Below are 20,585 nucleotides of genomic sequence, written 5' to 3' on the forward strand. Positions count from 1 at the left end.
TGATTGTAAACGCCCGCTTCCTCTGTATACACACTTCGCTATTTTTTAGACAATCCCTTTTTCTCAAATAAAACAAGACTACTTCTTTTTTATTTTCATATTGTTTACTAATGAAAGAATTTTAAGGGGGTTACTTAAATGAAACGTTTATTTCTCTGTATGGAACGTGAACTTGTTGTAGTGAAAGAACAATATGATAACTATGAAACGACTTACCACTTACAAAATATGCAACCTACCTGTATCGCTGTTGATCCGTTCCACCCAAACCGTGTATATTGCGGAACATTTGGACGAGGTCTATGGTTAAGTGACGATAGCGGGGATTCATGGAGACCAATTGGAGATTCTTATCGTTACTTTGATTTCCCTAAAGAAGATGGTATTTTACACTCCTCTATCACTTCCATAACAATAAGCTCAAATGAACAAGTGAACGGATATGGGGTCGTTTATGTTGGCACAGAACCGAGCGCTTTATTTCGCTCTGAAAATGGTGGTGAAACGTGGACTGAACTTAAAAATATGAAATCATTATTATCTTCTTATACGTGGGCTTTCCCGCCTAGACCTTTTACCCATCACGTACGCTGGATTACAGTTGATCCAAACAACCCTAATACAATACACGTTTCAATCGAAGCTGGTGCTGTTATTCAAAGTAATGATAAAGGGCATACATGGATTGATAAAAAATTCGGTGCTCCTATCGATGCTCATCAATTACTTATGCACCCTGAAGCACCAAATCGTCTTTATGCATCATGTGGTGACGGATTTATGGGCGGACCTGATCGTGCTTATCTTGAAAGTTATAACAATGGAAACAGCTGGATCTCATGTAGTGAAGGACTTGAACATCATTATTTATACAGCATGGCAATTGATCCAGCTGATTGTAATACGATTCTAGTTTCTGCCGCGCCAAGTGCTGATCTGGCTCATCACCGTATCCCTTATGAATCTTATATTTATCAAAAAACGAAAGATACTCCGTTCCAGCAAGTACAACAAGGACTACCATCTGCAATCGGTACAGTCATTTCGATGTTTGCGACAAACAAGGCTGAACCACATACGTTTTACACGTTAAATAACAATGGCGTCTTTCAATCCAATGATAGCGGCGAATCGTGGGAACAACTAAATATTCCGTGGAAAGATGAATATAAAACGCAGCATCCGCATGCATTGCTCGTTACTAGTTCTTAACGAAAAAAAGACTGCCTAAATGGTTTTAGGCAGTCTCTTTTTTATTTCTTTAAATCAATGACAATATCATCTAACACAATATCTTTACTCTTCGCTTCTTTTTTCGGCACTTCTATTTTCTTCTCTTTCCCATTCACATACTCTACTCCACCATGATTTTCAGGTGTATGTACTCGCAAGTGCACGCGAGGTGTAACGATAAGCTTTGTTGCATTTTTGTTTAGTTTTTGGAAGGTGGCACTCCAATGGATATTGTAAGGATCGTTGCCACTTCCCCCATTTCCTTCACCCGAATAAATATTCCCTAAATCATCCTTAACCGTCAATTCAACATCTACACTATCCCATTCTTTCCTCGCGCCCTTAGAAACCTCTTGATTGTAATAAAGAATAAATGAAACTGGCGATATTGCGACCTTTTCCATATTTGCTTTTATACCTTCTTTTTCCGAACTCCCACCAATTGTTCTCTCTTTACTATCCACTGATTTTACAGTTAAGGCGAAATTCCAATTACCTTGTATTGATTTTTTCCTATCTGGCATCTCTATTCTCTCTATATTCCATCTAAAGTTTACTTTGTCCTTTTTATTGCTATCATGATGCGTCGTTGTTACCATACCTACATACTTTTTTTCATTAACTTTAGTCATTTTACCACTGCCTGAACTACCATGAGCGTCCATTATATCCAATCCACCTAATATGATAGGATCCTCCCCTAAGTCCTGCTCACTTTCCAGTGAATACGTTATAGATAATGTTCTGCCATCAGAAATTACATCATTAATTGTAACCTTAACTCCATTACTCTCTCTCGTCATATTCAACTCAGTCGAAAATTCTTTATAATTTTCATATAACCCTGTTCTACCATTATCTAAAAATCGGAATATGTCACCTACAATTGGCAATCCCCCCGCATATGTAGGAAATCCGATACCGAGTGTTGCAACTGATAATCCTACTAAAATAGATGCAGCAGCGACACCTTTTTTCCAACTTTTCATCTTTTTCTTCGTACGTATCGATTGTTTTACATTTCGTTTTACTTTTTCCTTTTCAATTTCAGAAGCCTCAATTTCTTCTAGTTCTTTTTCATCTATATCAATATCATTTAATAGTTCATAAATGTCTTTCATATCGCACTACCTCCAAAACTAATATTCGTAGCATTTTGTTGTAGTTTCTTTTTCCCCCGGTACACTCGATTATCAATTGCTGCCCGAGTTAATCCTAACTTGTCACCTATTTCCTCTGTCTTCATACCAAGTAAATATTTCATAATGAACACCTTTTGATCTAGCGGTTCTAATTGATTAATGAGCTTCAATAATTCTTCCCTATCTTCCATAAAGATTAATTCGTCTTCTGCTGATTTTTCTGTACTGATATGAAACTCATCTGAAATGATTTCTACTGTTTTAGTCGATTTCCGGTAATAATCAATTGCTTTAAACTTCGCAATCGCTGCAATCCACTTTTTAAAATCGCTCGGCTCTCCATGAAATTTATTTGCGTTATTCCAAATGGAAAGAAATATATCGTTTATACATTCCTCTATGAGTCCATCATTTTGAATTGGAAGTAGAACTTTATGCGTGATTCCCTTTATGAGTGGTAAGTATGTATCGACAACAAATTCTAACGCGTCTTCTTTTTGCCGTTGTAATCTTTTTATAAAATTTTTCTCATTTGATTTCATGTAGCGATTCCCCTTATTGTTTTGTAAAAGCTTTTACACCCTATATAACGTCTGAGAAAATTTTTTCTCTCATCTTTTTTATTTTTTGTATGTAATGGAATACTTTTCCTTAGCCATTGTCTCACATAACTATGCGTTCAAAGAAAATTTTCTCAAGTCTACAATTTGGTTCATGTAGTACACTATTTATATAGTCATTCTTTAACTTGGTGTATATTTTATTTCGTTAATCTACTATTTTAAATTAGGAGATGAGATATGTATGTGTGGAATTACAGGTTGGGTAGATTGGAAAGAAGACCTTTCAAATCAACATGTTATTTTAAAAAAGATGGCAAATAGTATTCAGCATCGTGGTCCGGATGCTGAAGGATTTTGGTTTTCACCTCGCGCAGCTTTTGCACACCGCCGATTAATCGTAATAGATCCTAAAGGAGGAACGCAGCCAAAAACATTTCGTGCTGGTGATTATACGTATGCTCTTACTTATAATGGAGAAATTTATAATTTCCGTGAACTTAGAGAGCAGCTTCAAAAATGTGGGCATGCATTTGAAACCCATTCAGATACAGAAGTATTACTACATGCTTATTTAGAATGGAAAGAAGACTGCGTACGACATTTAAACGGAATTTTCGCTTTTGCCTTATGGGATGATCAGAAGCAACAATTGTTTTTAGCAAGAGATCATTTAGGTGTAAAACCACTCTTTTTTACAGAAAGAAATGGCAGTATTATTTTCGGCTCTGAAATTAAAGCATTATTAGCGCATCCATCTGTCCCTGCTGAAATTGATGCGGATGGAATAAATGAAGTATTTGGATTAGGCTTATTTCGCACTCCAGGATGTGGCGTCTTTAAAAATATTCAAGAAGTACGTGCTGGACATTCTATAACATTTACACGTCATAAAAAAGTAGTTACGAAGTATTGGAATTTAGAAAGTAAGTTCCATACAGACTCTATAGAAGATACATCTTCGCATATTTTATCTATTTTACAAGATACAGTAAAAAGACAATTAATTGCCGATGTTCCTCTCGTTTGTATGTTATCAGGCGGATTAGACTCTAGCGGTATTACTGCACTTGCGGGTAAAGAATTTGCTGCTGAAAATAAAACACTTCATACGTATTCTGTTGACTTTGTAAATAGCGCAAAAGACTTCGAACTGACATTTGCTCGCACTGGTTTAGATGCACCTTGGGTAAAACGCGTTTCTGAACATGTCGGGACAGCGCATCATGATATTATTCTGAATGCTGAAGAATTAGCAAATCAATTATTCGTTCCCCTTCATGCAAAAGATTTACCGAGTGCTGGTGAAATGGAAACTTCACTATATTTACTATTTTGCGAAATGAAAAAAGATGCGACCGTAGCTTTATCCGGCGAATCGGCTGATGAAGTATTCGGTGGATATCCTTGGTTTCATCAAGAAGAACTACTATATGTAGATAAGTTTCCTTGGCTAACAAATTGGAAAAATACATCTCCTCTTCTACTAAATGAAGTAAGTAACCAATGTAATCTAGAAGACTATATTGATACACGATTCCAAGAGGCGGTACTTGAAGTACCTACTCTTGAAGGCGAAAGTAAAAAATCCGCGAAACAACGTCAAATGTTTTATTTATTTTTAACACGATTCCTTCCTTTCTTACTTGACCGTAAAGATCGCATGAGTATGGCTGTTGGATTTGAAGTTCGTGTACCGTTTTGTGATTATAGATTAGTTGAATATTTATGGAATGTTCCTTTCAACATAAAAAGTATTGATAATATTGAAAAAGGCATTTTACGTAGAGCACTACAACCAGCTTTACCTGACGATGTACGCAATAGAAGAAAAAGCGCTTATCCAACTTCACAAGATCCACTCTACTTACAAACAATCCGTAATTTAACACTTGATATGTGTAACAATAAAAACAATCCTATTTTCTCACTTATTAACCATTCCATCTTACTTTCAATTGCTGATCAAAGTAATAAAGAGATTAACAATTTTGAGGCAAGAAGTGCCATGGAGTATATGCTACAAGTAAATGAATGGTTGAAAACATATCACATCCATATTGCTTAACAAAAAGGAGTTCAAGGATAAAAACCTTGAACTCCTTTTATATTAATTAGCACATTGTTTATTATCAGTATCAATAGACCATCCAATAATCGTGGCACAGTCTCTACCTTTCCACTGCAGTACATTTGTTAATACGGGCTCAATCTGTAAGCTATTTCCGTCGTGCAATATTTCTACTAAAGATTGATCATCATCAAACCTTCGTTTGTCACACTCTAAAATACCGTCCGTTGCCATTACAATGTGATTCATTCCTTTTTCTAATCCTCTTACACCTGACGTAAAGCAAGGTGTATTTGCTGCAAAAATATTTTTCCTGCCAATATATTCGTAATTCTTCCGCTTATTTAATCGTCCTTTTCCATTTTTCGTTTTCTCAGAATGGAATAAATACGCGAAGCAATCACCAACTGATAACCAATATAAAAATTCGCCTTTTCGTAAACAAATTAAGCAAGCGAGTTCCTCATCATCTTGATCACACTTTTTAATAAATAACTCATCTGTAAATAACGCTAATAAGTACATATGTGTATGATGAAAAGCTAAATGTATTGGATATGAGAATAACTCTTTTAGTTTTTCTTTTCTTTCCGAAATCGCTTCTATTATATAATCTATATTTTTTGTTTTGTGATGTGTATCAAAAATCATAACAAATTCAAATTGTAATTCAGGATCCCACCAAGCCAGCACCGCATCTCCTCGTTCATATGCATCACTCTCTTGATTTCCCCCATATACGCCGACTGAAAGAGGACCACATTTTTCAACATGTATTTCATCTACATACATCTGTTCATGACTAATCCATTTGAATGTATTCACAGCTATCATCCTCTCTCTTGCTAAATGTATACCTTTACACATAGATTACCTTATATTTCAATAAAAATAAACTTTTTCAACATTTTTTATCCAAATAAAAGGATTTTATTTCTAAAACAACGAATATATCTTACTATACGATATAAAAAGGGGATTTATTATTATGAACAACATTAATCAACATTGGGAGAGCATTTATTATCACTTACGATACGAATACGAGGACAACCTTTCCCACCAAGCAATTCGTATTTTACAAATCGTTTCTCGTGAGAAAGATATAACAATTGGAAAAGTCGCTACTGAGCTTAGTCTTTCTCATAACACAGCGTCTGAACACATAAAGCGCCTTATTCAAAAGGGCTTCATCATTAAAGAGCGAAATAAAAAAGATGAAAGAGTTGTAAACCTTACATTAACAATTGAAGGAATTGAAGTATTAGAAAAACATACTTTACTAGATAAAGAAAAGATAAAAATATTAGAATCACAGTTATCAAAAGAAGAACAACAATTAATTGAAAAAGCATTTTCGTTATTAGCGAAGGAGGCAAAATATGCATTTCCTCGTTAAAGTAATCGTTTCGGCACTTATTATCGGCATTATCACTGAAGTCGCTAAACATTACAGTACGATAGGTGGCTTTATTGCTGCCCTTCCTCTCGTGAGTTTACTTAGTCTATTTTGGATTTCATTCGAAGGCGGGAATAAACAAGAATTGAGTCAATTTGCTTTAGGGGTATTATATGGATTCCCCGCATCAGCACTACTATTATTTATCGTCTATATTGGTTTAAAAAATTCATTTACACTTAGTACATCTGTCCTACTCGGTATAGGTGTTTGGTGTATCGTTTTTGCTTGTCAAAAATTATTTCAAGCTTAGGAGGAATTAACATTCATAAATTTGTAGAAATAATGGGGCAAAATATAGAAGTACATATAAAAGGAAGTGGTAAACAAACTGTAGTCATTCAAACCGGAATGAGTTGCTCATTTTATGATTGGTTTCCTATTATAGAAAAGCTTTCAGAGCACTTTACAGTCGTTTCATACCATCGCCCAGGTTACGGAAAAAGTGATTTAGGCAATCAGCCGCGTACAATAAGGCAAGTTACAAAAGAGCTACATATGTTACTAAACAAACTAGCTATTCAAGAGCCATTTATTCTAATCGGTCATTCCTATGGAGGATTATGTGCACAACATTTTGCGATGTTACATGAAGATAAGCTGCAAGCACTTATTTTAGTTGATTCTACTTCGATGAACTTACACCGTTTAGATAAACTTCATTTACCAATTTCTGATCAAACTGATTCTGATGATGTTTGGTTTCAAAAATATAATATATATTCCAAAATGGATGTAGACACACTTTATAATGAACTAAAACCTGTGCTCACCGATCAATCAAAACAGCAAATTGAATTCTCTACCTCGTCTTCATTATATAAAGCGACAGCTTCTGAACTATCGGAGTGGAAAAACTGTGCTCTCTCACTAAAAGAGCTATGTAAAACATTAGAAATACCATTAATCGTTATCGGTAGAGATCCTCAATATTCTATTACTCAATTGACTAATGGCGGCATGCCAAAAGTGGAAGCAACACAACTTGAAGCAATGTGGCAAGAACTAATTCACGAACAATTACACCTCGCAACTAACAACCAATATATTCTTGCCGAACATGCTAGTCACGGTATAGAAAATGATCGACCAGATATTATTATTGAGGCAATTCATTTCTTACAAATAAAAAAAGGAAGCAACTAAAGCTGCTTCCTTACTTATCTATTCATAATCTTCTTCATCATCGATTTCTTCGTAATATGAACTTCCATTACTTACATATATAGGGCCATTCGCAACATCAATACGTAGTACCCACGCCCATGGCACAGCTAAACGTTTATGTATCGCTCGCCAAAAGCTCATTGATTTTCTTTCGTACTCCTGGAACTCCTGAAGTAACTCTTTGTAGGAGGAACCGTCTAACTGAATATTTGCTTCTAACAAACGAGAATGGGCATAGTACTGTAACTCTAGTTCAGCAGCAATTTCCATTTCTTCTTCCGTTGCCATACCAATAATTGTTCCATCTTCTGGTGCAATTTCATATACGTTTTGAACTTCAATAAGCCCTTCTTTCTCTTTCTCAAACATGTAAACAGCCTCCTTTAACATATATTTTTTATGTTACAAAGTCATACTTCTACAATAACTTCTCTCTTTCCTCTTTTTTTGATAAACTTTTACAAAATATTTAACCGATGACCTGTTTTCTCTATTCTTTCAGCAGAAATGAAACGATTTTTATCAAAATTTAATTGATACACATCAGGCATATGAAGTGTTTTCCAAAACTCAAAGTCATATTTCGAATTAAAATAATTCATGAGTAATACCATAATATTTCCATGCGTACCTATTACAATATTCTTACCTTCATATTGTTTTAATATATTTTGCATACATATTACAGCGCGCCTTTGTGCGACATCATTCGATTCTCCGCCTTCGTATGCAAAACTCCAATCTTCCCACACATTCTGCATAGCATCATTAAAATTTGATACCGGTTCTGTGCTCAATAATCTTTCACGCAAATCTTCTTCTGTTTGTATTAATAATTTATATGTATTCGCAATTCCTTGTACAGTTTGGATTGCTCTTTTATACGGGCTAGAAATCACAACATCAATATGTTTATCTTTTAATAAGCGTGTTACATTCTCTGCATCTAAGTAACCTTTTTCAGATAAAGGTCGCTCCCGTTCTTCTTTTGTATAGGTAGAATGGGCATGGCGAACGAAATAGATTGTTGTCATTTATTCATCTCCTTTTTCCGTTTCTACCCAAATTCAATACATTACCATCAAATCCCTTTACCTTTATAATAAGTGCTTTCAAATTTAAATGTTGATTTTCATATTAATAAAAGGGAAACACCCCATATGGTGTTTCCCTCATTTAAAATAGACTACATTCAATTAAATACTTTATCAATTTTATTTCTATCGTATTCTAATATCCAATCATTATATGTATTATAAATATCCCTAATTGTATCAGGAGAGGTAGCTAATACATCACAACCTCTATCATCATAAACGTGAAATATAGTATTCTTGTTAACATTTATAAAATACACCCTATGAAAAATACTCGGTTTTATTCCCATATCTTGATTACAAATTGCTTTTAGCATAGGAATGTATGTAAAGTCAGAGATTTTACATTTCAAAGTATATCTATGTGTTTTATATGCTCCATCTTCATCTTCTTCTGGAAAAACATAAGGGATTGTATTTTTCTGTAACTTAAACAAATCGGACTTCTCTTTGACATACTTAGAAAAGATATTCAATTTCTGTTTGAAAATTTCACCGTTTGCATAGTCATTTACATCCACTACAATATAAATATCATCTTTTGTTGAATGTAAAAACTGAAATAAAGTAATCGTCCTTTTATAAACGCCTTCTAAATATAGACAATTTTCATAAATGTTATTACAATCATAGTCCACACCTAATCTAAAACGAATACCAATATCCCAATTATAAAATAGAGGTGGTCTAAGTTCTAAATTCGGAAACGTTTCAAGCATATACTCATTCAACCTCATCTCAATACCTACCTTTAATAGTATGTTGTTTACATAATAAAATTATTTTATTATAATTTATTTCTAAACTCTTCATCTGTTATAGCATCTTGAATAAAATAATTTATATTATTTCTCAGCTTTTGATATACAACTTGATCTTCTATATCGTTAAACATAATTACAACTTCTACTTTATTCCCCTTCTTATCTGTAGTATACAAGCTTTTTGTCAATACGAATGCGGTAGAACCACCTTTTTGCCCCGCAAATTCTAACTTACTATTATTAACTGTTCCTTTGAAAATATTCTCGATTTCTTCTTGCATTAATTTAGGAAAATAATTTCTACTATTTATTTTTTCCATTATACTCATATAATCTTTAGCGTTTGCACTCACTAATCGATCTGACCAAATTCGCTGAAATTCCATATCTACCTTTAATGGAATTTCACGTTTTTTCCATTCTTCTTCATCTTTCATCCATTCATGAATTTGTAACACATGTTTATTATACTCATCCTTTGACATGTTACGTATCATTTCTAATGATTGATTTTCTGGCTTATGAAGCTCTTTTTCTACATACCCTCTCATATATAGTGAAGCTGTATACGAAGAGAACTTATCATGACTAGTAAGCTCTAACTCTTTTATACTTTCATTTACTCTTTCTATTCCAAGCTTATCTAACAAATATGTTGTATTTGCGTTAGAACTATAATGAATCATTCCTTTAGCGACTTCTTCTAAAGCGATTTGTCCATTTTTCACTAATTCTCTCGCTTTGGCATCTTCTAACCAGTTAGGATGTGCTCCACCATCAGTATCTTTAACGTAATATTTTTCTAGCTCGTGCAATGAAATTTGTTCATCACGACTTATTTTTCCTTCTGACACTTGCTTAGCAAATTCAACTGCTATTACGATTTTTGCCGTACTCGCTAATGGCAATTTTTTATTTTCATTTATAGATGTTAATATCTCACCATTTTTTCTAATCAGTAATGAACATGTCTCATCGTCTTTATGTTCTTTTATATAGGTTAATACGTAATCAGAATCTTTTTTTGACAAATAATACTTCATTATGACAAAGAAAGCTATAATTGCTACTATAATCACTCCTGCAACAATTCCTATAATCTTTAATATGGTCACAATATACCTCCTCTAACAAATTTCCTTCTATATCATAATTATACCGAACTAAATTACAAAATTATACAAAACAGAATAACTCTTCCTACACATAAAGAATTATTATTTTATTTCACACTGTATTGCACGAAAAAATCTCATGAATATGTCTAACATTCACATAACAAAAAAACATGCTTTCATGATGAGAGCATGCTTTGTGATATTCTTCACATTGTTTCGTTAAAAAATTATCTTTTTATTTACCATGATGTAACATTAAATCACTAAGTTCTTCTTCAATATGATTTAATTTCGCAACGCATTCTTTCCATTTATGAATATAACGTGAAACCCCAACGAAAAATAAAACGATAATTGTAGAAAGAATAATACCATACACGATTGCTACAGTACTCATAGTTACACTTCCTTATAATTAGTAATGTTGTTATTAGTTATATTTTTATTATAAACCTTTTTCTTTTAAAATACTTCAATTTCAACTTTTTGTAACAAAATTGATTTTTCTAACATTTCGTTCGTAAAAATGGCATATTTTTCACAAATTATACAAAACTTCACCATATGTACTATTACCATATGAGTTATATTATTAAATAGAATAAAGGGGATGATATACTATGACGACTTGGTTTATTGTGATGTTAGTTGTATTTGGAGCATTTAAAATTATCGTTTCTAGCCTTCCTAACACTGTTATTGAATCCATTATTAGCAAGTACGAAACACATCCACAACTTGACGAAGAGAATGTGACTATTACAATTCACGGAAATAACGTAGAAGGCGAAAAGAAATCAAAAATTATTCATGATTTTAACGAAGGTTTATTTTTAGATCGCTATTATGCACCACCCCATAATGAAGGCACTCCTTTAATTATCAATGCAAAACGTGGTAAAAAAGATTTCACATTTTATATTTACAGTCATGAAGAGCATGTTGATGTTGTAAAACAATATAAAAAGAAGGTAGTTGCTTATAGTTTACGCTCTAAAAATCTTCAAAACAGTGATATGTTCGTATCAGCTGATTTGTATAGTGATAATAAAGTTATTGAATTTTGACTAAAAAAGATAAGAGCCTTACTACATTCTATATGCAGCAAGGCTCTTTAAAGTTGTTTCAAATTATATCCATCTGCTTATGTAATGCTTAAAAAATGAATAATAAAGTTGTTTACTTCTTATTAAACTAACGCCCCCGTTAGTTTAAGTGTAACTCTTCACAATTATTTGATATTATATAGATAAATAGAAATATAAATCAGAATTTAGTTTATAGTTATAAAAATAAGTTATTTATACCCTTATAATTCTTCAGAAAGGAGAGTGTATGAAAAAGACTATTGTTTTTGTATTAACGATATTTATATTATTCTCAGGATTCGCAACACAAAGTTATGCGTTGTCAGATTCGAAATCTGTGGCAATACAAGCATTGCTAGATGATGCCTGTCGTACGTCAGGTGTGCCTGGAATGTCACTCTCAATACTTGCTGATGGTGAAGTGTTCTACTTTTCTTCTGGGTATGCAGATCTTGAAAAGGGACTGTCTGCAAGTGAAAATACACTCTATGAGTTGGCCTCGGTGAGTAAAGCTTTTACTGGTATGGGGATTTTGCTATTGGAAGAGCAAGGGCTGCTATCAATGACTGACCCTATCCAAAAATATTTACCTTGGTTTACGTTAAAGTATCAAGGTAAACCTGTTGATATGCAAAACCTTACACTAAATAACTTTCTTCACCATACCAGCGGCCTAACAAATATTAGACATCTTCAAAATATTCCACAAGGTAATACGCCTGATATGTTGCAAAAGACCGTGGAAACGCTGGTAGATGCAGAATTGGCGTTCTCTCCCGGTGAACAATATAACTATGGAACCGTTAATTATGACGTATTGGGTTTGGTTATTGAGATTGTATCACGACAAAGCTATGAAGACTTTATGAAGGAGCAGGTATTTATACCCTTAGGTCTTCACCAGACGTATGTTTATAAAGAAGATGCTCAAGCCACTGGACAGTTAGCACAGGGCTACCGTTCTTCCTTTTTTATAACAACTCCATTTAACGCTCCGGATTATGCTGGGAATAAACCTGCCGGCTATATCATTTCTAATACAAAAGATATGGCGCGTTGGATGGGCATACAGATGGGTATTGTGCAGGACATACCCGAAATATTTCACAGGGCTATCGAAAAATCACATAGGGGTGATATGTCTGTTTCGGCTGTCAATGATATGTATTATGCGGCAGGTTGGTCGGTAAACGCCGAACAAACGTTTATAGAACACACTGGGGGTAATCCAAATTTTAGTACCGAAGTAGCCATACTGCCAAATGAAAGAACAGCCATCTGCTTACTGAGCAACGGCGCAAATACCAATATAAACCTGGTACTAAAAGTTAAAAATATATTAAACGGCAATCTAACTCAGTCATATGAGATAAGCGGCACACAGCTTTTGGACATCATTTTGTCGTCTACCACAATTATTCTTTGCCTATTAGCCGTTCTGTTATTTTTCTTAGGATTAAGAAAAAGGAAAACGAATGAGCAGCAGCCAATGACAAAAAAGAGAACAATCGTAACAATTATTTTCCTAATCGCTACGATTGCCCAGTGTATAATGTTTTTTGCCCTCGATTGGTCAACGATACTTATTTGGCAAACATATAGTGTTCTTACAGCTTTAATTTCGTCAACATTATTAACAGCAAGCATTACTTGGTTTGTATATACTCACCGATTAGATGCCTCGGTCCGAAAATAAGTATAATGTTAAGTAAATAAATCCTAATTTATCGATATTTTTAATTTAAAAAACAGAAGACACCTCGGTGTCTTCTTTAATGTCATCGACACTTCTCCTAGTTAAACCCACTTGCTATTTCTTCCACTAACCTGCCTCGTTAGTAGAAGAAGGATTTTTAAACAACTATATTATTTTTTAAATGACTTTATTGTAAATTAAACAACTTTATTATCTCTGTACATGATTTAGCTTAATACTCATATATAAAAAGGAATCCACGAAATATGGATTCCTTTTTTCTCATTTACTGAAAAATAAGCTCTGTCTTTAAACTATCTTTCGGTAACAACCAGTCTTTTTTCTCTAAACTCCCCATTAATAATTCCCTTTGTTTTGTCGCAATACTTTCTTCATTTGTTTTAAATGACACTTCTATTACGAAGTCATCTTCTAATTTTCCGGTATTACTTAATGGCCAAATTTCAATATTTGCTTTTATGTTTTCAAACTCTCCTGTATATCGTTTCATTAATACAGGACCGTAAATACGAGAATTCTTTAACATTTCTTCTCCCCAATTTGTATACAACCATTTGTTCATTTTCCCTGGTAATTTTTCTATTAACATGTTTTGAGCAGCTTGTTCATTTGGTAAATCAAGTATCCCATATCCTTTAGTACTGTAGCTTTTCTTATTTGAAATGCTTAATGTTTTCTTCTCAAATCCCCAATCTATTTCCGCCTCATAACTATCCGTATTACTATCGAATCCTTCTTTTTTAGCTACTTCTAGTGCATCTTGAATTACACCATTTTGAATAGGATATCTTTTTTTATATGTTAGTTCAAAATCTTTACTAAATTCTTTCTTTCGAATTCTAGCAAACCAACCTTCATCGCTTAAACTTTTATTCGCAGTATCTAAAAATTGCACTTGTATTCTTTCATATTTTGTACCAGCATGGAAATGTTCTAGCACCTCTTGCTTCATCTCTTTGTTATAACCTAATACTTGTTCTGGCTTTAATAATAACTTCACTTCAAAACTAGGTTTCATTGGACTAGCAGTAAACCCTTCCTTAACGTTATAAAGGAAACAACAAAAGAAAATGCTTACGAATACAAATACTTTTTTCATATACCTATCCCCTTTGTATTTTAAATGACTTCTATACGTTCCATTGCAAGTGAATATACATTTTCATATCCTGCTGTACTTAGCTTTTGTTGTAATCGATCTGTATCCTCTTTCAAAGCGTGTACTAGCACCGTATGTTCTGGTAATAATGTATTTAACATCTCTTTAACGTCTCTTATACTTTGGTGAACTTTATACGGAACTCGCTTCACCCTACATGTACTCCTTACAGGTTCTTTCATAACTCTTTCTGCAAAACTCCCTTTCGCAATGTGCCCAGTAAAAATAACGGAATTACGTTTTTCATTCCGAAGCTGTTCATAGTATAACTGTGCTCGTTTCGTTTGCATATTCGCATCACTCATTACAACTATTCCGTAACTATTTTGCATACTAATGTCATTATCCATCACTATTATGTTTCTTTTTAACCTCTCCATAATCCATTTAAATTCTTCATTATTTTTTATCCAATCTTTATATGCGAACATCTCTTCAAATCCAGCCAAGATTTCTTTATCTACTATAAGAGGAAATTCTTTATATCGTTCATATAAATACAATACTATATCTTGCGCCCTACCAAGTTGTGGCAGCGGTAATAATGCTATTCCTTTATTTTGCATAACTCGTTCAATTTCTGCACATAGATCGTCTAATCTTTCATTTTGCGAAACATCATCTGTGTGATAAGCGGCATCTACAATTGCAACTTTTATATTGTGGCCCAATTTCTCAGGTAAATTAGCTCGTAGTATATTAGACTCTGCTGAATAGTCGCCTGAATAAAATACGTATGTATTACACATATCAACTAAAAACCAAACAGCTCCTAATACATGCCCACTATATCCCCATTGAAACCGCAATGTAGGAGTAATTTGTATCCATTCATTTGGATTACTAATCTCATCAATACATACATAATTTAAATCTTTTATATTTTGGTCGATATAAGGTAAATTCCACCCTTTCATCACATTATAGTTTCTCCATTTTTCATAATATAACGGCAGTTGCTCCTTCGTATAACGAGTCGTCCAAATTTTTTTCTTATATCCATACTTCGCTAATAAAGGTAAACCCATCGTATGATCTTCATGAATATGTGATAAAAATACCGCATCTAAAAACGGAACAGCTTCTCTCTCTATTTTTGGATAACTATTCTCATATGATCGATTAATACCACAATCAAATAATATTTTCGCCTCTTTATTTTTTACAAAATAGCAGGAGCGACCGTATTCTCCTGCTCCTCCCCATACTTCCACTCTCATCATGCTACCCCTTTTCGTTTTTGCTCCATATGTTGCAGCAGTAATAAGCATATTGTTGTAAGTCCAACAGAAACAACGGCCATCGCCATTCCTATAGATACTTCACCCTGTTCAAATTGAGCAAAAATAAATGTTGCTGACGTTTCTACTGATGGAGGTAATACGAGAAGCGATGCTACTAACTCTCTTATCGAAATTGTAAATGTCATCGCCCATCCAGCAAGAATACCCGGGATAATAAGAGGCAATATTATTTTTCTAAAAATATAAATATAATTTCCAGAAAAAATACTTCCGGCCTGCATGAGAGAATCATCAATTTGTCCAAGTGATGATTTTACATACTGCACTGTGTAAGGTAAAAAAAGAACAACATACGTTACGATAACCATGACTGGTGTATTGTAAATTGACAGGGGCATATATGGTGAATTCCAAAACAAAATAAGACCTACCACCATAACGATTCCTGGTACCATATTCGGTAACATACCGCACATATCAAGCCACTTTTCAGAGGATTTTTTCCCCTTTCGAATCATAAGTGCCAAAAAGACTCCAATAATTACCGCAATAATCGCTGTTACGAGCGAAAAAAGAAAACTATTCCATAAAGCCTCTAATCCCGGAGATCCCATCGTAAACAATGCCTCATAATGGCTTGTTGTTAAGTTATTTACATGTAATCCGCCGCCTCTTAATTTTGACAAAGAAGCAATAAGTATAGAAAAGTATGGAATTCCAATTGATACGATTAATAAACCAATTACATACATCCATGCTACAACGCGCGTAAATATAGACAATGTATACCTTTTAGATTTCACACCTTTTCCACTAACCATTGCATATGAATACTTTCGATTCAATACATTTTGCATATACCAAATGAGCATACAAGCACTAAGTAATAAAGAAGATAATGCTGTTGCACTACTAAAATCAATTGGCCAACTCGAAATAAATTTATGAATTTCTGATGTTAATACGTGAAATCCTATTCTACGTCCGAATGTAGCCGGTGTTCCAAATTCAGCAATCGTCTTTACGAAAATGAGTAAAGCACCCATTACATAACTTGATACTAATAACGGCAATATTATTTTTCTTAAACGATAGAAAAAACTTCCGCCATGAACTGCTGCAGCTTCTTCTTTACTACTCCCAATCTGAAGTAACGTATTTTTCAGCATGAAATAAAGGAATGGGAATAAATGCAGGCTCATAATTAAGACCATACCTCCTAAACTAAAAAACGATGATGAAATCGTCTTTAGCATCGGAAGAAATTGTTCAAAATAGCCGTTAGGTTGCATGAACAAAACCCAGCCCATCGATCCAATATACGGCGGTGTCATAAATGGAATCATAAAAACAATATCTAACTTACTATACTTTCCTACATTTGTTTTGCTCATAATAAATGCCAATGGAAATGCAAATATTGTAGCTCCTATTACAACAAGTACACCTAGAAGCATCGAATTTAGAAAAATCCCAGCTAATCCACCACTCTGCATCACTTCAAAAGGCTTTAAAAAATTCCAACTGCTATTTTCATATACACTAGAAAATAAAATAAGAAAAAGTGGAATGACGATTAACATCACCACAAGTAATAACGCTACCGTCATTCCAACTTGTCTTACTGATACGAATCGATTTACCATGGAATCACCATCTTATTGAAATACTTTCTTAAATTGTTTTCCTATTTCATCTTGCTCTTTCTCAACTGTTTTCCAATCAATATTTAATACTGGAATCTCTTCTACATTTGGTCTATTTTCAGCTTTTATATCTGTTCTACCTGGCAATAAATACGCTTTAGCAACTTGTTTTTGCACATCATCTGATAATAAATAATCAATAAACTCTTTTGCACCCTCTACATTTTTACTATCCTTCATAATCCCCGCTGCACGTGGGCTAATAACTGTTCCGCTTTTTGGATATACGATATCAACAGGTTCCCCCTTTGCTTTTGCGCTGTACGTCATATAATCAACACCCGCAATTACCATATCTTTCGCACCTGTTACAACTGGATCTAACGCTTCCTGATTTGCTCCTGCTACTGTAACTTCATTTTTCTTAACCTGCTCAAGTAAATTCCATCCATCTTGTCCATTCTTTTTCACGTATCCTGTTACAAAATCTAATGCTGAACCTGAAAGTGCTGGATCTGGAAGGTTCGCTTTCCCTTTCCATTCTCCTTTCGTTATATCGCTCCAATCTTCAGGTGCTGTCTTCACATTTTTTGTATTGTATACAATTCCTAATGCTGAAGCACTATACCCGAAATAATGTCCTTGATCATCTGACCATTCAGAACGCAGCTTATCAGCTTGTTTCGCTTCTTTATAAGCTAACGTTTGCCCCTCTTTCTTTAACCCTTCCATCGCTGGTAAAGAAGCGAGTACGACAACATCAACGACTGGATTTTTCTTTTCAGCTTCCATTCTCGCTAAAATTTTTCCAGTTGTCCCTTGAAACATTTCCACTTTTATACCAGTTTTCTTTTCAAAGTCCTTTTGTATTTTTTCTGCTAATCCTTTTGGTCCTGCACTATATACAACAATTTTCTTTTCATTCGAATTTTTACTCTTTGCATCTGCATTACCTGTCTTTGAACTACAACCTGTTACTACAGTAGAAAATAGTAAAGTACATACAAATAAAGACTTAAGCGAACTGAATTTCTTCATACGATTCTCCCCCTATATGATGAATACATTTTTTTGGTACATATAACGATACTGGTTTCCCGATGCTTAGCTTACTATTGTTATAGGCTGTCCAGATGCCTAAAGTCCCCATATTTATTTTCACTTCATAACGTTCCCCTACATATGTAACGTGCTTAATTTCACCTGTATACATTTCGCACACATCATTTTTTGTCCAACTCACATGCTCTGGACGAATCATTTTTTTACCCTCTACAAGCCAATTCGCCTTACCAACAAATTTGGCAACAAATTCATGAGACGGTTTCACATAAATATCTTCCGGTGTTCCTTTTTGTAATACTTCTCCTTGTTTCATGACAATAATTTGGTCTGACATTGACATTGCTTCTGTTTGGTCGTGAGTGACATACAGTGCAGTTAAACCAATGGAATGAACGATATCCATAAGCTCTATTCTCATTTCTTCTCGCAAAATTGCATCAAGTGCACTTAGTGGTTCATCAAACAAAATAAAATGAGGTTTTGTTACAATTGCTCTAGCGAATGCGACACGTTGTTGCTGTCCACCAGAAAGTTCGTGTGGATACCTTTTCTCCATACCTTGCAAGCGAACTCGCTTTATCGCATCTTCTACTTTTTCTCGTAAATGATTCGTTTGCTTTGTAGCCCTTAAACCAAATGCAACATTTTCAAAAACAGTCATGTGCGGCCATAAAGCAAAATCTTGAAATACCATACCGATATTCCGTTCATGAGGAGATGTCTTTATCTTTTTTGTAGCAGAATACATGCACTGGTCTCCAAAATATATTTCTCCCTTATCCGGTTCTTCAAGCCCTGCTATCATTCTAAGTAAAGTCGTTTTCCCACACCCCGAAGGCCCTAAAAGTGTAGTGAATTCCCCTTGTTTCATTACAATCTGCAACGGCTTTAACGCCTGTGTTTTTCCAAATGTCTTTTCTAATCCACTAATTTTAATATCCATTGCTTCACCTCTCTCCCCTCATTCTTAACCTGCTTTCATTCTATATGGAAGATTTATACTGAATGTTAATGTACTGTAAAGATTAAATTAAAAAACTTCTAATAAACTATTTATTTCTATAGATTTTTTCTATAGTTAAAATAAAAAAGGCGGCAATTCATAATGAATCTCTTAAAATTAGAAATTGTAGTACTTATTAAGAAATACAAAAAGCTTACAATCGTTGCAGAAAAACTTGGCGTTAAACAACCAACTATTACATTTCATATAAAAAGCTTAGAAGAAGAACTCGGTGTGTCTTTATTCGAATTACGTTCTGGAAGGTATTTCTTAACAGAAGCTGGTGAGGCTTTGCATCATTATGCTTCTAAAATAGATGCACTTATGAAAGAAGCTAGACGTGTCACGCAAGAGTTTAAAGATTTTCATAAAGGTGCTATAACAATTGGTGCTAGTTATGTACCAGCGACTTATCTTTTGCCAGAAGTCGTTCATCAATTTCAATGTGAATTTCCCAATATAAAAATAACACTACTAGTGAAAACAGCCCCTGAAATTCGAATGATGCTACAAAATCACGAAATCGATCTTGGGATAATTTCCGATGCTCCATTTGATGAACCACTTTTAAAACAAACGAATATAATGCCCGATACACTTGTTCTTGCCTTTTCCAAAGAACATCATTTTTCAAAGAAAGACAATGTATCGTTACAAAATATCGAAAAGGAACGCATACTATTGCATCGTAATCCATCTACAACGAGAGATTTACTTACACAATGGACGTTAGCGCACAACATTACATTCCAATCTGAAATTGAATTAGACTCATTAGAAACGATGAAACAAATTTTAAAATATGGTAATGGAATTGCCTTTATTTCTAAACTTGCTATCGAGCAAGAAATACAACGAAATGAGCTATGCTATATACCAATCCCTGAATTTGAATTTCAGCGTAACATTTATACGATTCATCATGAGGACAGATGGAATTCTAAAATCATTTCTTTTTTACTACAGAGCATCACTTCATTTGCAACAAAAAATTAAAAGGCTGTCGTTATGCACGACAGCCTTTTAAACTATAAATCTATTTATTTTTCTTT

22 protein-coding genes are annotated in these 20,585 nt (G+C 33.9%); 8 read left to right on the forward strand and 14 right to left on the reverse strand.

Features of this window, described 5'->3' with window-relative positions; genetic code table 11:
• Positions 1-138: 138 nt before the first annotated feature.
• Positions 139-1,212 carry a WD40/YVTN/BNR-like repeat-containing protein gene (locus MR170_RS06225; RefSeq protein WP_200457962.1) on the forward strand — a complete coding sequence of 358 codons (1,074 nt, stop codon included), beginning with the start codon at positions 139-141 and terminating at the stop codon, positions 1,210-1,212.
• A gap of 41 nt (positions 1,213-1,253) precedes the next feature.
• Here the strand turns inward: MR170_RS06225 and MR170_RS06230 are convergent, their stop codons facing one another.
• Together MR170_RS06230 and MR170_RS06235 are read right to left on the reverse strand one after the other, a co-directional pair.
• Positions 1,254-2,354 carry a DUF4179 domain-containing protein gene (locus MR170_RS06230; RefSeq protein WP_242307749.1) on the reverse strand — a complete coding sequence of 367 codons (1,101 nt, stop codon included), beginning with the start codon at positions 2,352-2,354 and terminating at the stop codon, positions 1,254-1,256.
• Positions 2,351-2,917: a sigma-70 family RNA polymerase sigma factor gene (locus MR170_RS06235; protein WP_242307752.1), complete on the reverse strand. Its 567-nt coding sequence runs from the start codon at positions 2,915-2,917 to the stop codon at positions 2,351-2,353. Before MR170_RS06235 ends, MR170_RS06230 begins: the two co-directional genes overlap by 4 nt.
• Positions 2,918-3,179: 262 nt before the next feature.
• Here MR170_RS06235 and asnB point away from each other — a divergent pair, with 262 nt between their 5' ends.
• Positions 3,180-5,003 (forward strand): asparagine synthase (glutamine-hydrolyzing), encoded by a 1,824-nt coding sequence (gene asnB, locus MR170_RS06240; RefSeq protein ID WP_242307754.1) that lies wholly within the window; start codon positions 3,180-3,182, stop codon positions 5,001-5,003.
• A gap of 42 nt (positions 5,004-5,045) precedes the next feature.
• Here asnB and MR170_RS06245 read toward each other — a convergent pair whose 3' ends face one another.
• A complete protein-coding gene (locus tag MR170_RS06245) occupies positions 5,046-5,873 on the reverse strand; it encodes a PP2C family serine/threonine-protein phosphatase (RefSeq protein ID WP_002040904.1) in 828 nt (275 codons plus the stop codon).
• Positions 5,874-5,994: 121 nt separating this feature from the next.
• Between MR170_RS06245 and MR170_RS06250 the strand changes: the two genes are divergently transcribed.
• Genes MR170_RS06250 through MR170_RS06260 form a run of 3 tightly spaced genes read left to right on the forward strand, consistent with a single transcriptional unit; the run spans position 5,995 to position 7,611 of the window.
• Positions 5,995-6,405, forward strand: coding sequence for a MarR family winged helix-turn-helix transcriptional regulator (locus MR170_RS06250; RefSeq protein WP_016082148.1), 411 nt, complete (start codon positions 5,995-5,997; stop codon positions 6,403-6,405).
• The gene (locus tag MR170_RS06255) at positions 6,389-6,718 is read left to right on the forward strand and encodes a DUF3147 family protein (RefSeq protein ID WP_000545616.1); all 330 of its coding nucleotides are present in this window, start codon (positions 6,389-6,391) and stop codon (positions 6,716-6,718) included. Before MR170_RS06250 ends, MR170_RS06255 begins: the two co-directional genes overlap by 17 nt.
• Positions 6,679-7,611 (forward strand): alpha/beta fold hydrolase, encoded by a 933-nt coding sequence (locus tag MR170_RS06260; RefSeq protein ID WP_242307756.1) that lies wholly within the window; start codon positions 6,679-6,681, stop codon positions 7,609-7,611. The genes MR170_RS06255 and MR170_RS06260 overlap by 40 nt, the downstream gene beginning before the upstream one ends.
• Positions 7,612-7,629: 18 nt before the next feature.
• On the opposite strand, the gene MR170_RS06265 is transcribed toward MR170_RS06260, so the two are convergent.
• From MR170_RS06265 to MR170_RS06290, 6 genes are all read right to left on the reverse strand, one after another.
• Positions 7,630-8,001 (reverse strand): hypothetical protein, encoded by a 372-nt coding sequence (locus MR170_RS06265; protein WP_000461779.1) that lies wholly within the window; start codon positions 7,999-8,001, stop codon positions 7,630-7,632.
• An 89-nt stretch (positions 8,002-8,090) separates the two neighbouring features.
• On the reverse strand, positions 8,091-8,666 hold the full coding sequence (locus tag MR170_RS06270) for a histidine phosphatase family protein (RefSeq protein ID WP_016082151.1): 576 nt from the start codon (positions 8,664-8,666) through the stop codon (positions 8,091-8,093).
• Positions 8,667-8,824: 158 nt separating this feature from the next.
• On the reverse strand, positions 8,825-9,448 hold the full coding sequence (locus tag MR170_RS06275) for a DUF3885 domain-containing protein (RefSeq protein ID WP_016084317.1): 624 nt from the start codon (positions 9,446-9,448) through the stop codon (positions 8,825-8,827).
• A 68-nt stretch (positions 9,449-9,516) separates the two neighbouring features.
• Positions 9,517-10,608 (reverse strand): serine hydrolase, encoded by a 1,092-nt coding sequence (locus MR170_RS06280; RefSeq protein ID WP_242307759.1) that lies wholly within the window; start codon positions 10,606-10,608, stop codon positions 9,517-9,519.
• A 238-nt stretch (positions 10,609-10,846) separates the two neighbouring features.
• Positions 10,847-11,008 (reverse strand): hypothetical protein, encoded by a 162-nt coding sequence (locus tag MR170_RS06285; protein WP_016088490.1) that lies wholly within the window; start codon positions 11,006-11,008, stop codon positions 10,847-10,849.
• A 65-nt stretch (positions 11,009-11,073) separates the two neighbouring features.
• Entirely contained in the window at positions 11,074-11,190 is a 117-nt protein-coding gene (locus tag MR170_RS06290) for a hypothetical protein (protein WP_001987133.1), read from the reverse strand.
• A 41-nt stretch (positions 11,191-11,231) separates the two neighbouring features.
• Between MR170_RS06290 and MR170_RS06295 the strand changes: the two genes are divergently transcribed.
• Complete coding sequence (locus MR170_RS06295; RefSeq protein WP_029441929.1) at positions 11,232-11,678, forward strand: YfmQ family protein; 447 nt, start codon at positions 11,232-11,234, stop codon at positions 11,676-11,678.
• Positions 11,679-11,946: 268 nt separating this feature from the next.
• On the forward strand, positions 11,947-13,395 hold the full coding sequence (locus tag MR170_RS06300; RefSeq protein WP_048565278.1) for a serine hydrolase domain-containing protein: 1,449 nt from the start codon (positions 11,947-11,949) through the stop codon (positions 13,393-13,395).
• A gap of 286 nt (positions 13,396-13,681) precedes the next feature.
• Here the strand turns inward: MR170_RS06300 and MR170_RS06305 are convergent, their stop codons facing one another.
• The 5 genes from MR170_RS06305 to MR170_RS06325 are packed head-to-tail and all read right to left on the reverse strand — an operon-like array spanning position 13,682 to position 19,473.
• Entirely contained in the window at positions 13,682-14,515 is an 834-nt protein-coding gene (locus MR170_RS06305) for a hypothetical protein (RefSeq protein WP_242307762.1), read from the reverse strand.
• 20 nt (positions 14,516-14,535) lie between these two features.
• Positions 14,536-15,798 (reverse strand): MBL fold metallo-hydrolase, encoded by a 1,263-nt coding sequence (locus MR170_RS06310; RefSeq protein WP_242307765.1) that lies wholly within the window; start codon positions 15,796-15,798, stop codon positions 14,536-14,538.
• Positions 15,795-17,465, reverse strand: a complete 1,671-nt coding sequence (locus MR170_RS06315; protein WP_242307768.1) for an ABC transporter permease — start codon at positions 17,463-17,465, stop codon at positions 15,795-15,797. Before MR170_RS06315 ends, MR170_RS06310 begins: the two co-directional genes overlap by 4 nt.
• Before the next feature lie 12 nt (positions 17,466-17,477).
• The gene (locus MR170_RS06320; protein WP_242307770.1) at positions 17,478-18,503 is read right to left on the reverse strand and encodes an ABC transporter substrate-binding protein; all 1,026 of its coding nucleotides are present in this window, start codon (positions 18,501-18,503) and stop codon (positions 17,478-17,480) included.
• Entirely contained in the window at positions 18,481-19,473 is a 993-nt protein-coding gene (locus MR170_RS06325) for an ABC transporter ATP-binding protein (protein WP_098628986.1), read from the reverse strand. The genes MR170_RS06320 and MR170_RS06325 overlap by 23 nt, the downstream gene beginning before the upstream one ends.
• Positions 19,474-19,635: 162 nt before the next feature.
• Here MR170_RS06325 and MR170_RS06330 point away from each other — a divergent pair, with 162 nt between their 5' ends.
• On the forward strand, positions 19,636-20,529 hold the full coding sequence (locus tag MR170_RS06330) for a LysR substrate-binding domain-containing protein (protein WP_242307772.1): 894 nt from the start codon (positions 19,636-19,638) through the stop codon (positions 20,527-20,529).
• The last annotated feature ends 56 nt before the right edge of the window (positions 20,530-20,585 follow it).

The sequence above is a fragment of the Bacillus cereus group sp. BfR-BA-01524 genome, from assembly GCF_022662595.1.
Taxonomy (GTDB): domain Bacteria; phylum Bacillota; class Bacilli; order Bacillales; family Bacillaceae_G; genus Bacillus_A; species Bacillus_A thuringiensis_S.

Excerpts from the sequence above, each read along its gene's own strand:
- MR170_RS06225 (WP_200457962.1), top strand. The coding sequence starts at position 139 with ATGAAACGTTTATTTCTCTGTATGGAACGTGAACTTGTTGTAGTGAAA.
- MR170_RS06230 (WP_242307749.1), bottom strand. The coding sequence starts at position 2,354 with ATGAAAGACATTTATGAACTATTAAATGATATTGATATAGATGAAAAA.
- MR170_RS06235 (WP_242307752.1), bottom strand. The coding sequence starts at position 2,917 with ATGAAATCAAATGAGAAAAATTTTATAAAAAGATTACAACGGCAAAAA.
- asnB (WP_242307754.1), top strand. The coding sequence starts at position 3,180 with ATGTGTGGAATTACAGGTTGGGTAGATTGGAAAGAAGACCTTTCAAAT.
- MR170_RS06245 (WP_002040904.1), bottom strand. The coding sequence starts at position 5,873 with ATGTGTAAAGGTATACATTTAGCAAGAGAGAGGATGATAGCTGTGAAT.
- MR170_RS06250 (WP_016082148.1), top strand. The coding sequence starts at position 5,995 with ATGAACAACATTAATCAACATTGGGAGAGCATTTATTATCACTTACGA.
- MR170_RS06255 (WP_000545616.1), top strand. The coding sequence starts at position 6,389 with ATGCATTTCCTCGTTAAAGTAATCGTTTCGGCACTTATTATCGGCATT.
- MR170_RS06265 (WP_000461779.1), bottom strand. The coding sequence starts at position 8,001 with ATGTTTGAGAAAGAGAAAGAAGGGCTTATTGAAGTTCAAAACGTATAT.
- MR170_RS06270 (WP_016082151.1), bottom strand. The coding sequence starts at position 8,666 with ATGACAACAATCTATTTCGTTCGCCATGCCCATTCTACCTATACAAAA.
- MR170_RS06275 (WP_016084317.1), bottom strand. The coding sequence starts at position 9,448 with ATGCTTGAAACGTTTCCGAATTTAGAACTTAGACCACCTCTATTTTAT.
- MR170_RS06285 (WP_016088490.1), bottom strand. The coding sequence starts at position 11,008 with ATGAGTACTGTAGCAATCGTGTATGGTATTATTCTTTCTACAATTATC.
- MR170_RS06290 (WP_001987133.1), bottom strand. The coding sequence starts at position 11,190 with ATGGTAATAGTACATATGGTGAAGTTTTGTATAATTTGTGAAAAATAT.
- MR170_RS06295 (WP_029441929.1), top strand. The coding sequence starts at position 11,232 with ATGACGACTTGGTTTATTGTGATGTTAGTTGTATTTGGAGCATTTAAA.
- MR170_RS06300 (WP_048565278.1), top strand. The coding sequence starts at position 11,947 with ATGAAAAAGACTATTGTTTTTGTATTAACGATATTTATATTATTCTCA.
- MR170_RS06305 (WP_242307762.1), bottom strand. The coding sequence starts at position 14,515 with ATGAAAAAAGTATTTGTATTCGTAAGCATTTTCTTTTGTTGTTTCCTT.
- MR170_RS06310 (WP_242307765.1), bottom strand. The coding sequence starts at position 15,798 with ATGATGAGAGTGGAAGTATGGGGAGGAGCAGGAGAATACGGTCGCTCC.
- MR170_RS06315 (WP_242307768.1), bottom strand. The coding sequence starts at position 17,465 with ATGGTAAATCGATTCGTATCAGTAAGACAAGTTGGAATGACGGTAGCG.
- MR170_RS06320 (WP_242307770.1), bottom strand. The coding sequence starts at position 18,503 with ATGAAGAAATTCAGTTCGCTTAAGTCTTTATTTGTATGTACTTTACTA.
- MR170_RS06325 (WP_098628986.1), bottom strand. The coding sequence starts at position 19,473 with ATGGATATTAAAATTAGTGGATTAGAAAAGACATTTGGAAAAACACAG.
- MR170_RS06330 (WP_242307772.1), top strand. The coding sequence starts at position 19,636 with ATGAATCTCTTAAAATTAGAAATTGTAGTACTTATTAAGAAATACAAA.